At 69.3% G+C, this 12,912-nt stretch carries 11 protein-coding genes; 7 read left to right on the top strand and 4 right to left on the bottom strand.

Features of this window, described 5'->3' with window-relative positions; all coding sequences use genetic code 11:
- Positions 1-12 precede the first annotated feature (12 nt).
- Positions 13-348: a rhodanese-like domain-containing protein gene (locus WIX39_RS12795; RefSeq protein WP_081268000.1), complete on the top strand. Its 336-nt coding sequence runs from the start codon at positions 13-15 to the stop codon at positions 346-348.
- Between the two features lie 21 nt (positions 349-369).
- Positions 370-1,911 (top strand): TolC family outer membrane protein, encoded by a 1,542-nt coding sequence (locus tag WIX39_RS12790; protein ID WP_409195127.1) that lies wholly within the window; start codon positions 370-372, stop codon positions 1,909-1,911.
- A 52-nt stretch (positions 1,912-1,963) separates the two neighbouring features.
- On the opposite strand, the gene WIX39_RS12785 is transcribed toward WIX39_RS12790, so the two are convergent.
- Both WIX39_RS12785 and WIX39_RS12780 read right to left on the bottom strand, forming a co-directional pair.
- The gene (locus tag WIX39_RS12785; RefSeq protein ID WP_081267998.1) at positions 1,964-3,349 is read right to left on the bottom strand and encodes a 3-deoxy-D-manno-octulosonic acid transferase; all 1,386 of its coding nucleotides are present in this window, start codon (positions 3,347-3,349) and stop codon (positions 1,964-1,966) included.
- Positions 3,350-3,353: 4 nt separating this feature from the next.
- The gene (locus WIX39_RS12780) at positions 3,354-4,736 is read right to left on the bottom strand and encodes a phosphomannomutase/phosphoglucomutase (RefSeq protein WP_409195126.1); all 1,383 of its coding nucleotides are present in this window, start codon (positions 4,734-4,736) and stop codon (positions 3,354-3,356) included.
- Positions 4,737-4,847: 111 nt separating this feature from the next.
- On the opposite strand from WIX39_RS12780, the gene WIX39_RS12775 reads away from it, so the two are divergent.
- Genes WIX39_RS12775 through WIX39_RS12765 form a run of 3 tightly spaced genes read left to right on the top strand, consistent with a single transcriptional unit; the run spans position 4,848 to position 7,923 of the window.
- Positions 4,848-6,440: a DNA-3-methyladenine glycosylase 2 family protein gene (locus WIX39_RS12775; protein ID WP_409195125.1), complete on the top strand. Its 1,593-nt coding sequence runs from the start codon at positions 4,848-4,850 to the stop codon at positions 6,438-6,440.
- Positions 6,441-6,446: 6 nt separating this feature from the next.
- A complete protein-coding gene (locus WIX39_RS12770) occupies positions 6,447-6,944 on the top strand; it encodes a methylated-DNA--[protein]-cysteine S-methyltransferase (RefSeq protein ID WP_409195124.1) in 498 nt (165 codons plus the stop codon).
- 31 nt (positions 6,945-6,975) lie between these two features.
- Positions 6,976-7,923 carry a DMT family transporter gene (locus tag WIX39_RS12765; RefSeq protein WP_409195123.1) on the top strand — a complete coding sequence of 316 codons (948 nt, stop codon included), beginning with the start codon at positions 6,976-6,978 and terminating at the stop codon, positions 7,921-7,923.
- 16 nt (positions 7,924-7,939) lie between these two features.
- On the opposite strand, the gene WIX39_RS12760 is transcribed toward WIX39_RS12765, so the two are convergent.
- The gene (locus tag WIX39_RS12760) at positions 7,940-8,599 is read right to left on the bottom strand and encodes a DUF1345 domain-containing protein (protein ID WP_081268039.1); all 660 of its coding nucleotides are present in this window, start codon (positions 8,597-8,599) and stop codon (positions 7,940-7,942) included.
- Between the two features lie 204 nt (positions 8,600-8,803).
- Here WIX39_RS12760 and WIX39_RS12755 point away from each other — a divergent pair, with 204 nt between their 5' ends.
- Both WIX39_RS12755 and WIX39_RS12750 read left to right on the top strand, forming a co-directional pair.
- Entirely contained in the window at positions 8,804-9,643 is an 840-nt protein-coding gene (locus WIX39_RS12755) for a hypothetical protein (protein ID WP_106935142.1), read from the top strand.
- Positions 9,644-9,742: 99 nt separating this feature from the next.
- On the top strand, positions 9,743-11,374 hold the full coding sequence (locus WIX39_RS12750) for a class I adenylate-forming enzyme family protein (protein WP_409195122.1): 1,632 nt from the start codon (positions 9,743-9,745) through the stop codon (positions 11,372-11,374).
- Here WIX39_RS12750 and WIX39_RS12745 read toward each other — a convergent pair.
- Positions 11,359-12,909: an AMP-binding protein gene (locus WIX39_RS12745; RefSeq protein ID WP_409195121.1), complete on the bottom strand. Its 1,551-nt coding sequence runs from the start codon at positions 12,907-12,909 to the stop codon at positions 11,359-11,361. The genes WIX39_RS12750 and WIX39_RS12745 overlap by 16 nt on opposite strands.
- Positions 12,910-12,912 lie beyond the last annotated feature (3 nt).

Here is a 12,912-nt window from a genome sequence, read left to right as displayed (position 1 = left end):
CGGACGGCAGCCATGATCGACCAAGTCCGCCCCGCCGACCTCGCCGCCTGGTTCGCCCAGGATGCCGACGCCGCCCCGGTTCTGCTCGACGTGCGCGAGCCCTGGGAGCTGCAGACGGCGAGCGTCGCGCCCCAGGGCTTCACCCTGGTCGCGATCCCGATGAACGAGATCCCCGGGCGCCTGGCCGAGCTGGGCGAAGGCAAGCGCATCGCCTGCCTCTGCCACCACGGCGCGCGCAGCCAGCGCGTGGCCGCCTTCCTGAGCCAGAACGGCTTTGCCGACCTGGCCAACGTGGCCGGGGGCATCGACGCCTGGTCCTCGCACGACCCCACGGTCCCGCGCTACTGATTCTTTCTCCAAGGACGTTCAATGCCTTCCAGGCCCCGGCTCTCGCCATTTTCCGCAGCGCTCGCAAGCACCTTCGCAGCACTGCTCGCATTGCCGGCCCAGGGCCAGACACTGAACGAACTCTATGACGCCGCCCGCAGCTACGACGCCACCTACCAGGGCGCGCGGGCCCAGTACGACGCCAACGTGGCGCGCGCCGCGCAGGCCAAGGCGGGCATCCTGCCGGCCGTGGGCCTCACGGCCGGCGTGACGCGCAGCGACATCGAGATCGACACTCTCACGGGCGCCGGGCGCGGCACCACCACCCCGCGCGACTTCAATACCCAGAACGTCGGCATCAACGCCACGCAGCCGCTGTACCGCCCGGCCAACTGGGCCACCTACGAGCAGGGCAAGCGCCAGGCCGACATCGCGCAGGCGGTGTTCACCATTGCGGAGCAGGACCTGATCGTGCGCGTGAGCCAGGCCTACTTCGACGTGCTCGCGAGCCAGGACAGCCTGGCGCTCGTGCGCGCCCAGAAGGTGGCCGTGGCCGAGCAGCTGGCATCGGCCAAGCGCAACTTCGAGGTCGGCACCTCGACCATCACCGACTCGCGCGAAGCGCAGGCCCGCTACGATCTGGTGATCGCGCAGGAAATCGCCGCCGAGAACGACCTGCAGGTCAAGAAGGTGGTGCTCGACCAGCTGGTCGGCCGCCCCGGCAGTGTGCCGGTGCCGCTGGCGGTGCCGGTGGTGCTGCCCACGGCCATGCCCGCGGACATCAACGCCTGGGTCGCGCAGGCCGACGAAGCGCACCCCGCGATCAAGCAGGCGCGCCTGGGCGTCGACGTGGCCGGGCTCGAAGTGGAGAAGGCCAAGGCCGGCCACAAGCCCACGCTGGACGCCAACCTCGGCTACAACGTCACGCGCAATCCGACCGGCACCACCACCAGCACGGTGGGCACGCGCGCAAACGCGGCCACGGTCGGCGTCACCTTCAACCTGCCGCTGTTCGCCGGCTTCGCGACCGAGAACCGCATCAAGGAAACGCTGGCGCTCGAAGACCAGTCGCGCAGCGTGCTCGAAGGCACGCGCCGCAACGTGGCGCAGGCCACGCGCGCGGCGTACCTCGGGCTGGTCTCGGGTGCGGGGCAGGTGAAGGCGCTGGAGGCCGCCGAATCTTCCAGCCAGAGCGCGCTCGATGCGAACCGGCTGGGCTACCAGGTGGGCGTGCGCATCAACATCGACGTGCTGAATTCGCAGAGCCAGCTGTTCCAGACCAAGCGCGACCTCGCGCAGGCGCGCTACAACGTGCTGCTGGGCAACCTGAAGCTGCGCCAGGCCAACGGCACGCTGACCACCGACGACATGAATGCGATCAACGCCACGTTGGCCAGCAACGCCGGCGTGCCGGCGGTGCCCTCGGCCACCGCGCCCGACCGGTTGCAGCAGCAGCAGCAACCGGTGGTGCCGCCGAGCATTCCCGTGATTCCGCCGGTGCCGGTGCAGCCGTTCAATCCGCCCGCACCGACGATGCCGACGCCGCCCGTGCCGCCGGTGATCCTGAATCCGCCGGTTCGCTGAGGCATTCGTCTTTCTCCCTCCCCTTCCGGGGGAAGGAGCAATGCGGGCCCGGTCAGTCCAGCGTAGGTTCCGCGCGCGGCGGCTGGTCTTCTTCCAGCGGCGCGTTCACGGTGTCCACGGGATCGGCAGCCTGCGCGATCGCCAGCACCGCTGCCGCCGTGCGCTCGGCCGCTCCGCGGTTCGACGACGCAAAAGCCTGCGCGGCCTGGGCCATCGCCGCGCGGCGCTCGGGGTTCTCGACCAGCTTCAGCGCCGCCGTCACCGCCTGCTCCATGCCCTCGACGCGCAGCGATGCGCCCGCGGCCAGAGACAACTGCGCCGCCTCCGCGAAGTTGAAGGTCGACGGCCCCATGACCACCGGGCAGCCACAGGCCGCAGGCTCGATGAGGTTCTGCCCGCCCAGCGGCTCGAAGCTGCCGCCGAGCAGCGCCACGTCGGCCAGGCCGTAGTAGAGCGCCATCTCGCCCAGCGAATCACCGAGCCAGATTTCCGATTCGGCCGGCTGCCCCGCCGCGCTGCGCCGCGCCACCGCGAAGCCTTCGGCCTCGATCAGCGCCGCCACCTCGTCGAAGCGCTGCGGATGGCGCGGCACGATCATCCATTGCACCTCGTGCACACGCTTGGCGATGGAGCGCACCGCGCCCTGCTCCGGCGGCACCGGCGAGGTCGCGCCGAAACGCTTGAGCACTTCGAGCAGCATGCGCTCTTCGCCGTCGCGCGAACTGGCGAGCACGACCATCGGCCGCGGCAGGTGCTCGCGCAGCGACATGGCCGTGGCGAGCTGCCGGGCGTCGGGCGTGGCGTCGAACTTGAGGTTGCCGTACACACCGGCCACCTTGGCGCCGAGCGACACGAGCCGGTGCGAATCGGCCTCGGTCTGCGCCCACACGGCGGCAAGGGCCGAGTAGGCGGGCCGCGAGAGCCAGGCAAGGCGCTCGGCGGCCGCCAGCGATTTTTCATTCAGGCGCGCATTGGCCAGCACGAGCGGAATGCGGCGCTCGGCGCAGGCGGCGGCCATCTCGGGCCAGACCTCGGTTTCCATCAGCACGCCGATGCGCGGCTGGAACTTGTCGAGAAAGCGCGCCACGGCGCCCGGCGTGTCCCACGGCTGCCAGACCTGGGTGTCGCCCGGCTCGAGCAGCTTGGCGCCCTCCTCGCGGCCGGTGGCGGTGCCGTGCGTGAGCAGGATCGGCACGCCCGGATACTGCCGCCGCAATTCGGCAATGAGGATGGCGGCCGCGCGCGTCTCGCCGAGCGAGACCGCATGCACCCAGCACTGGGCATGGCCGGTGATGGACTCGTCGTAGCGGCCGAAGCGCTCCTCGACGGCCACGCCATAGCCGGGCTCGGCCACGGCACGGCGCCGCAGCTTGCGGCGGACCAGCGGTTGCACAGCGGTGGTGAAGACGCCGTAGAGGCGCAGCAGTAGCGAACGCACAGGCTCAGTGGGCGGCTGCCGCCAGTTGGGCGTCGGGCTTGGCGGTACGCAGCAGCGCCAGCATCTCGGCCTCGATGCGCTTGAGCGCGGCATCGGTCTGGCCTTCGAAGCGCAGCACCAGCACGGGGGTGGTGTTCGACGCGCGGATCAGGCCGAAGCCGTCTGGCCAGTCGACGCGCAGGCCGTCGATGGTCGACACCTTGGCCGGCGCCGCGAAATCGGCGCTCTTCACGAGCTTGTCGACCACCGCGTGGGGCTCGCCCTCGGCGCAGGCCACGTTGAGCTCGGGCGTCGAGAAGCTGGTGGGCAAGGCATTGAGCACCGCGCTCGCGTCGGGGCTCTTGCTCAAAATTTCCAGCAGCCGGCAGCCCGCATAGGTGCCGTCGTCGAAGCCGAACCAGCGCTCCTTGAAGAAGATATGCCCGCTCATCTCTCCGCCCAGCGGCGAATCGACTTCCTTCATCTTCGCCTTGATGAGCGAGTGCCCCGTCTTGTAGATCATGGCCTTGCCGCCAGCCGCCTCGATGGCCGGGGCCAGGCGCTGCGAGCACTTCACGTCGAAGATGATGGTGCCGCCCGGCACGCGCGACAGCACGTCCTGCGCGAACAGCTGCATCTGGCGGTCGGGGAAGATGTTCTGCCCGTCCTTGGTGACGATGCCCAGGCGGTCGCCGTCGCCGTCGAAGGCCAGGCCCAGCTCCGCGTCGCCCGAGGCCAGCGCGGCCATCAGGTCCTTGAGGTTCTCGGGCTTGCTCGGATCGGGGTGGTGGTTGGGGAAGTCGCCATCGACCTCGCTGAACAGCTCGGTCACTTCGCAGCCTATGGCGCGGAAGATGGCCGGCGCGGTGGCACCCGCGATGCCGTTGCCGGAGTCGACCACGATCTTCATGGGCCGGGCCAGCTTGATGTCGCCGGCGATGCGCTTCACGTAGGCCTCGGTCACGTCGACCTTGCGAACGCTGCCGCCGGGGGCGAGCTGCGCGGTGCCGGCTTCCATGGTCTTGCGCAGGCCCTGGATCTCTTCGCCGTAGATGGCGCGGCCGGCCAGCACCATCTTGAAGCCGTTGTAGTCCTTGGGGTTGTGGCTGCCCGTGACCTGGATGCCGCTGGAGGCCAGCGTGTGGGCCGCGAAGTACAGCATGGGCGTGGTGACGGCGCCCACGTCGATCACCTCGATGCCGGTTTCCACCAGGCCCTTGATCAGCGCTTCGACGAGCATCGGGCCCGACAGACGGCCGTCGCGTCCAACGGCCACCGACTTTTCACCGGCGGCGCGGGCGGCGCTGCCGAAGGCCCGCCCGAGTGCTTGCGCCACTTCGGCGTCGAGAGTGACCGGCACGACGCCGCGAATGTCATAGGCCTTGAAGATCGACGCGCTGAGCTGCATGGAATGCGGTTTCCTGCTGGTTTTGTAAACGGGCCATTGTAGGCAACGCCCCGGGGTGCCACATGTCCGAAAACGGCCAGTTGAAACGAGTCGAAACCGTATCATTTCCCCATGCCTTCCACCCACGCCCCCACCGAAGCGCTCGAGAGCGACGCCTGCTACCTGGCGATGAAGACGCACGACGCGCGCTTCGACGGGTCGTTCTTCACCGCCGTGACCTCCACCGGCATCTATTGCCGGCCGGTCTGCCGCGTCAAGCTGCCGCGGCGCGAGAACTGCCGGTTCTTCCGCCACGCAGCGCAGGCGGAGGCCGCGGGCTTCCGTCCCTGCCTGCGATGCCGTCCGGAGCTGGCGCCGCGCGCGGCCAGCTGGTCGACCGAGGACGCCTCCCGCATCCTCGCGCTGCAGGCCGCGCGGCTGATCGACGAGCCCGATGCATGGTCCGAGGACGGCCCCGGCGCGGCGCAGATCGCGGCCCGCCTGGGCGTGAGCGACCGCCATCTGCGCCGCATCTTCGAGGCGCAGTTCGGGGTGTCGCCGCTGCAGTACCTGCAGACGCGCCGCCTGCTGGCCGCCAAGCAATTGATCGCCGACACCCGCCTGCCCATGACGCAGGTCGCACTGGCCAGCGGCTTTGCGAGCGTGCGGCGCTTCAATGCCGCATTCGTGGAGCACTACGGCCTCAACCCGAGCGCACTGCGCCGTGCCGGCGGCGCGGCCGTGGAGAACGGCGCGGGCCGGGCCATCGAGGTGCGGCTGGGCTTCAGGCCGCCCTACGACGACAACGCCATGCTCGGCTTCTTCGCGCGCCGTGCGCTGCGCGGCATCGAAGTGGTGGCCACGGTCGACGGCAAGGAGCCGGCCAAGGGCAGCACGCCCGCCTATGTGAAGCTGGCGCGCACCCTGCGCATCCAGCAGGGCGGGCAGGCGCATGCCGGCTGGCTGCAACTGCGCTTCGACCTCGAGCGCGAACAGGCGCTGCTGTCGGTCAGCGACTCGCTGGCCGCTGTGCTGCCTATCGTCATCAGCCGCGCCCGCGCGCTGTTCGACCTCGACGCAGAGCCGATGGCCATCAACGCCGCGCTGCATGCGGCCTTCCCGCACGGCGACGGCCTGCGCGTGCCCGGCGCGGTCGACGGCTTCGAGCTGGCGGTGCGCGCGGTGCTGGGCCAGCAGATCACGGTGGCCGCGGCGCGCACGCTGGGCTCGCGGCTGGTGGCGGCATTCGGCGAAACCATCGCGACGCCCATCGAAGGACTCGACCGGCTGTTTCCCACGCCGGCCGCAATCGCCCAGGCGAGCGGCGACGCGCTGGGCCAGCTCGGCATCGTGCGCCAGCGGCAGGCCGCCCTGCAGGCCATCGCCCGCGAGGTCGCGGACGGCAGGCTGGCGCTGCATGCGGGAGCCGACGTGCCCTCGACCATCGCGGCGCTGCAGGAACTGCCCGGCATCGGCGCCTGGACCGCGCAGTACATCGCGATGCGCGCACTGCGCTGGCCCGACGCCTTCCCGGCCGGCGACGTCGCGCTGCAGAAGGCGCTGGGCGTGACCACCGCCCGCGCCGCCAGCGAGGCCTCGCAAGCCTGGCGCCCCTGGCGCAGCTATGCGGTGCTGCGCGCATGGCACGCGCCTTCGGCGCCCTCCACTGCTACCGCGGCCACGGCTGCGTCTCCCCTCATCACCACGGCAGGCCTCACCGCCTGAAATGCCATGAAGTTCAAGAGCAAGCTCATCTACACGTCGCACATCGACACGCCGCTGGGCGGCATCACGATGGCGGCCACCGACCAGGGCCTGGCCGGCGTCTGGTTCGACCAGCAGCGCCACTGGCCCGACACCACGGGCTGGATCGCCAAGGACGACCACCCCGCGCTGGTGGAAGCGGCCGCGCAGCTGCGCGACTACTTCGCCGGCAAGCGCGACCACTTCGACATGAAACTCGACCTCTCGCACGGCACCGCGTTCCAGCAGAGCGTGTGGCAGCAGCTGCTGACCATTCCGGCCGGTGCCACGCTCACCTACGGCACGCTGAGCGCCAAGCTCGGCAACCCTACCGCGGTGCGCGCCGTGGGCGCGGCCGTGGGGCGCAACCCGATCAGCGTGATCGTGCCCTGCCACCGCGTGCTGGGCGCCGACGGTTCGCTGACCGGTTACGCTGGCGGGCTCGAACGCAAGACGGCCCTCCTCGAACTGGAAGGCGCGCTGTAAGGCAACCACCAGGAAGAACGAAAAAAGCCGCATGAGCACAACGAACAACAACATTCCCGCCAAGGCCGTCGCGCCCGCCAACTCCGCAGCATGGCTCGTCGACCTGGTACTGCTGGGGGCACTCTGGGGCGCATCCTTTCTCTTCATGCGCATCGGGGCGGCGGAGTTCGGCGCCCTGCCGACGGCGGCCGTGCGGGTGGCGATCGCGGCGCTGTTCCTGCTGCCCATCGCACTGCTGCGCGGACAGGGCCCGGCCATCGCAAAGCACTGGAAGGCCAGCTTCGCGGTCGGCGTCTTCAACTCGGGCATGCCGTTCGCACTCTTCTGCTTCGCGCTGCTGACCATCAACACCGGCCTGGCCGCGGTGCTCAACGCCACCACGCCGATGTTCGGCGCACTGGTGGCCTGGGCCTGGTTCCGCGAACGGCCCGCGGGCTCGCGCATCGTGGGCCTGGTGATCGGCTTTGCCGGCGTCGCGATGCTCGCGAGCCGCAGCGCCGGCCTGCATGCGGGCGCCACCGGCCATTCGGCGCTGTGGGCCGTGCTCGCCTGCCTGGGTGCGTGCCTGTGCTACGGCATCTCGGCCAGCGCCACGCGCCGCCACCTGGGCGGCGTGCCGGCCCTGACCACGGCCACCGGCAGCCAGATCGGCGCCACGCTGTTCCTGGCCATCCCCGCCTTCTGGCTGTGGCCTGCGCAGATGCCGAGCCTGCGCGCATGGCTCGCCCTGCTGGCGCTGGGCATCGCCTGCACGGGCATCGCCTACATCCTGTTCTTCAGGCTGATCGAACGCGCCGGCCCCGCACGCGCACTGACTGTGACCTTCCTGGTGCCGGTGTTCGCGCTCTTCTACGGCGCGGTGTTCCTCGACGAGCGCATCACGCAGTGGATGCTGATCTGCGCGGTCGTCATCGTTTGCGGCGTGGCGCTGTCGACCGGCATCGTCAAGCTCGGCCGGCTGCGCAAGGCCCCGGCCTGAGCATCCCGCCGCACGCTCAGGAAAAGGCGCTGGCCACCACGTTGACCGACAGGGCCAGCACCAGCATGTTGAAGGTGAACGACAGCACGCTGTGGATCAGCGTGATGCGGCGCATTTCCTTCGACGTGGCCTGCACGTCGGAGACCTGCGAGGTCATGCCGATCACGTAGGAGTAGTAGAGAAAGTCGAAGTAGTCGGGGGCGTCGTCCTTGCCCGGAAAGTCGAGGCCGCCGTCGGGCCTGCCGCTCTTCTGGTCGATGTAGTAGCGGTGCGCGTAATGGAACGCGTAGATCGAATGCATCATCAGCCACGACCCAGCGAGCGCCACCAGCCCGAGCGCGACGTGGGCGGCACGCTCCCAGCCGTCGAGCTGCTTGACCTCCTGCAGCAGCATGGCGATGGCCACCACGCTCACGCCCACTGCCACAAGCATCGACACCAGGATCACCACGTTGGGCTGGTCCAGCGACTGCGCGCGCTCGCGCGTGCGGCGCGCGTCGAAGGTTTCGGCCAGCCACCAGGTGAGCACCTGGTAGACCAGCACGCCGGCACACCATCCGGCCAGTCCGCGCGCCATGCCGCTCATGGGCCATGGCACCAACGCGACCGCGGCGCCCGTGAGACTGCCGTAGAGAAGACGCTGGGGCCCGGTGGTGGTGGAGAGGTGTTCGCGCATGCGGCGACTGTAGCGCCGCACACGTGCCCGTGACGGCAAAAAACTCGCGCATTCGGCGACCATCAAGAAAGTCCTACACACGCAGCCGCCGAGCGCGCATGTAATTGATCACGCGCTTCCACTACCTTGCCGGCCGCCCTAAGAGAGCTGCCTTGGAATGCGCATGCGCGAGGCTTTTCTTTTCCATCTGAAGGATCCATTTTCATGTTGCAGCTTCATTCCCGTCCTTTCGACTGGACCGTCCGCTTCGGCGCCATCGGCGCGCTCATCGGCACAGGATTCCTGTTCGCCGCCGCGCCCGCACTCGCCGATCCGTCGCCGGCGCTCGACCGTTTCAGCTTCTCCGTGGGCGGCTACAACGCCGACCCCAAGTTCAACGCTTCCGTCAACTCGCCCTACGGCTCGCTGCAGTCGGGCGACATCAAGCCCGGCCGCGTGACCATGCCGCGCGTCAGCGCCGACGTGCTGCTCGGCGACAGCCAGGGCATTTCCTTCGATTACTACCAATACAAGCGCGACTACTCGGGCGGCATCGCGAGCAACAACAGCTTCGGCAGCTTCGGCTCGCTCAACACCTTCGGCAACGCCAACATCAGCACCAAGCTGGACTTCGCCAAGCTGTCGTACAAGTGGTGGATCGGCAGTGGCAACACGGTGCTGGGCCTGGGTGCCGGCGCGGCCTATTACCGCGCAACGCTGGGAGCGAGCGCCAGCGCAGTGGTCAACGGACAGGTCGGCACGTACAGCCAGAGTTCGAGCGACAACGCGATCGCGCCGCTGCTGGAAATCGGCGTGCGCCATGCCATCACGCCGGACCTCCGGCTGTTCGCAGACGCCTCGGGCGTGTGGAAGAACGGCGGCCGCTTCCACGGCAACATCTACAACGCCTCCGCGGGCGTCGAGTGGTTCCCGGTGAAGAACGTCGGCTTGGTGCTCGCCTACAACGTGACCAACATCGACCTCACCCGCGACGCCGACTTTGCGGACACGCGCCTGAAGGTGCGGCTGCAAGGCCCGTCGGCTTTCCTGAAGGCCCGCTTCTAGGCAACGCCCCAGCGGCTGCGCACAGCCAGTCTTCGCAAGACGCGACGCGGGGGCCAGCCTTAGGCTGCGCCCCAACGAACGAAGAACGGAGACACAAGCATGCCTGCAGCCACCACCACGGCCGTCACCGGCCTCGCGCCCTCGTCGGCCCAGCACCTTCACGCGCGCATTTCACGCGTAACCCTGGGCGACGTGGTCCATCGCTCCGCGCGCCGCTTCGGCGAGCGCACGGCGCTGATAGAGGGCGAGCATCGCCTCTCCTACCGCGCGCTCGACGCGGCGTCGAACCGCTTTGCGCACCACCTGCTGGGCCTCGGCCTCGCCAAGGGGGCGCGCGTGGGCATGCTGTGCAACAACTCGACCCAGATGGTGATCGCCATGCTGGGCATCCAGAAGGCCGGGCTGGTGTGGGTGCCGATCAACACCGCGCTGGCGGTCGACGCCATCGGCTACATCCTTGCGCACGCCGAAGTGCGGCACGTGGTGATCGACACCGCGCTGCACGCGAAGCCGGAGCTGCGTGAACTGCTGCAGGCCACGGGCGTGTCTCCCCTGCTGTGCGTGCTCGACGGCGACACGCCGCCGCCGGGCCTGGCGACGGTGCCGCAGGCAATCGCGCAAGGGCCCGAGACGCTGCCCGACGTGGACATCGACAGCACCGACCTCGCGCTCATCATGTACACCAGCGGCACCACCGGACGCCAGAAGGGCGTGATGCATTCGCACGCTTCGGTGCATTCGGTGCTGCTCAGCAACATGGTCGAATGGGGCAGCAGCCCCGAGCGCGCCGATGTGTGGAGCAGCGTGCTGCCGCTGTTCCATTGCGGGCAGCATACGGTGCTGATGTCGGCGCTGTCGGTGGGTGGCGCGGTGGTCGTGCTGCGCGGCTTCGACCCCGGCGCCATGCTGGCCGCCATCGAGCGCCACAGGATCACCGTGGCCGTGGGCCTGCCGATGATGTACGGCGCGCTGCTGGCCCATCCGCAGCGCGCCACACGCGACTTGTCGAGCCTGCGGCTGTGCGTGTATGCGATGGCGCCGATGTCGCGCACGCTGCTGCTGCGCCTGCTCGACGAGTTCTGCCCCAGCTTCGCGCTGGTGTCGGGCCAGACCGAGATGTATCCGGGCGCCACCATCTTCGAGGCGAGCGAGCAGCGCAAGCGCTTCGGCTCCTACTGGGGCGTGGGCACGCTGGTGAACGAGGTCGCGGTGATGGGCGACGGCGGCGAACTGCTGCCCCCAGGGCAGGTCGGGGAGATCGTCTTTCGCGGGCCCAACGTGATGCTGGGCTACTACAAGGACCCGGAGGCCACCGCCAATGCCCAGCGCTTCGGCTGGCACCACTCCGGCGACCTCGGCAGGATGGACGACGACGGCCAGCTCATCTTCCTCGACCGCCTGAAGGACATGGTGAAGTCGGGCGGCGAGAACGTGCCCTCCATCAAGGTCGAGGAAGTGCTGCTGCGCCACCCGGGCGTGATGAACGCCGCCGTGGTGGGCCTGCCGCACGAGCACTGGGGCGAGGCCATCACCGCCTTCGTGACGCGCCGCCCCGATGCGCCCGCGGACTTCGACGAAGCCGCGCTCACGGCGCACTGCAAGGAGCACCTGGGCGGCTTCGAGGTGCCCAAGCAGATCATCTTCCTGGCGGCATTGCCGATGACGTCCACCGGCAAGATCCAGAAGTTCGAGCTGCGCAAGGCGCACCAGGACAACTACACGCGCGGCTGACCGGCGGCCTGCAGCAGCGTCGCGCGCACGTCTTTCTTCAGCACCTTGCCCACCTTGGAGCGCGGCAGGTCGAGCCACACCTCGATCTGCTTGGGCGCCTTCACGCTGCCTATGCGCGACTTGGCGAAGGCCTTGATCTCTTCCACGTCGACCTGCCGCCCGGCATGCAGCTGAAGCACGGCCACCACGCGCTCGCCCCACTTCTCGTCGGGCAGGCCGACCACCGCGCTGTCCTGCACGTCGGGGTGCTGCATCAGCGCCTGCTCCACCTCGGCGGAGTAGACGTTGAAGCCGCCGGAGATGATCATGTCCTTGGCACGGTCGACGATGTACAGGTAGCCGTCGGCATCGAGGTAGCCGATGTCGCCCGTGTGGTGCCAGCCGAAGCGGCTCGCTTCCTCGGTGGCGCGCGGGTCCTTGTAGTAGCCCTGCATCACGAGCGAGCCGCGCACCACGATCTCACCGCTCTCGCCGGCGGGGAGCAACGCGCCATCGCCGTTCATCACGCCCACCTGCACCAGCGGGCCGGGCCGGCCGGCCGATGAAAGCCGATGGCGCGCCACGGTGCCGTCGGCATTGAAGTGCTCGCGCGGCGACATCATCGAGATCATCATCGGCGCCTCGGTCTGGCCGAAGAGCTGCGCCATGACGGGGCCGATCTTGTGCAGCGCCTCCTCGAGCCGCGCGGCCGACATGGGCGCAGCGCCATACCAGAAGCATTGCAGCGAATCGAGCTGCGCCGAGGCGAGCAGCGGATGCTGCAGGAGCATGTAGATGAGCGTGGGCGGCAGGAAGGTGTGGGTGATCTGGTGCGACTCGATGAGCCCGAGGAACTCGCCCAGGTCGGGCCTGGGCATGATCACCACCCGCCCGCCGAGCGCCATCACCGGCAGGCACAGCACGCCGGCCGCATGCGTGAGCGGCGCAAGCGCCAGGTAGGCGGGCCGGCCTTCGAAGGGATAGCCCATGAGCGTCAGCGCCGACATCGCCTCGAGGTTGCGGCCCGACAGCATCACGCCCTTGGGCTGACCGGTGGTGCCGCCGGTGCCGGCGATCATGGCCACGTCGTCGGGCGGCGAGATGTCGATGGGCGAGTCGTCCAGCCCTTCGAGCCAGTCTTCCAGCGAGGGCGCGAAGGGCTGCCGCCCGTCGAGGCAGACCAGCGCCCGCAGCCTGGGCAACTGCGGGCGCATCTGGCCGACCATGTCGGCGTAGTTGCCGTGGAAGAGCAGGCACGTGCAGTCGAACGCATCGAGCACGAAGGCGTTCTCGCTCGCCTCGTTGCGTGGATTGACCGGGCACCACACGCAGCCCGCGCGCGAGATGCCGAACACCGTGGCGAAAGCCGTCGCGTCGTTGCTCGAGAGCACGGCCACCTTGTCCCCCGGCCGCACGTCGGCGCGCTGCAGGCCGCGTGCCACGCGCCAGCTGATGCGCTGCACCTGGGCATAGCTCAGGTCGGTGGCGCCCAGGGTCAGGCACGGCGCATGGGCACCCAGCTGGGCGCCCTTGTCGAGGTAGTCGACGAGGCGCATGGC

Origin of the sequence: Variovorax sp. AB1(2024) (assembly GCF_037482385.2) — a bacterium.
GTDB lineage: Bacteria > Pseudomonadota > Gammaproteobacteria > Burkholderiales > Burkholderiaceae_C > Variovorax.
The sequence above is the reverse complement of the archived record's forward strand: the minus strand, read 5'-3'. Positions and strand labels throughout refer to the sequence as shown.

Coding starts and splice junctions, on each gene's coding strand:
- WIX39_RS12795 (WP_081268000.1), top strand. CDS start 13: ATGATCGACCAAGTCCGCCCCGCCGACCTCGCCGCCTGGTTCGCCCAG.
- WIX39_RS12790 (WP_409195127.1), top strand. CDS start 370: ATGCCTTCCAGGCCCCGGCTCTCGCCATTTTCCGCAGCGCTCGCAAGC.
- WIX39_RS12780 (WP_409195126.1), bottom strand. CDS start 4,736: ATGCAGCTCAGCGCGTCGATCTTCAAGGCCTATGACATTCGCGGCGTC.
- WIX39_RS12775 (WP_409195125.1), top strand. CDS start 4,848: ATGCCTTCCACCCACGCCCCCACCGAAGCGCTCGAGAGCGACGCCTGC.
- WIX39_RS12770 (WP_409195124.1), top strand. CDS start 6,447: ATGAAGTTCAAGAGCAAGCTCATCTACACGTCGCACATCGACACGCCG.
- WIX39_RS12765 (WP_409195123.1), top strand. CDS start 6,976: ATGAGCACAACGAACAACAACATTCCCGCCAAGGCCGTCGCGCCCGCC.
- WIX39_RS12760 (WP_081268039.1), bottom strand. CDS start 8,599: ATGCGCGAACACCTCTCCACCACCACCGGGCCCCAGCGTCTTCTCTAC.
- WIX39_RS12755 (WP_106935142.1), top strand. CDS start 8,804: ATGTTGCAGCTTCATTCCCGTCCTTTCGACTGGACCGTCCGCTTCGGC.
- WIX39_RS12750 (WP_409195122.1), top strand. CDS start 9,743: ATGCCTGCAGCCACCACCACGGCCGTCACCGGCCTCGCGCCCTCGTCG.
- WIX39_RS12745 (WP_409195121.1), bottom strand. CDS start 12,909: ATGCGCCTCGTCGACTACCTCGACAAGGGCGCCCAGCTGGGTGCCCAT.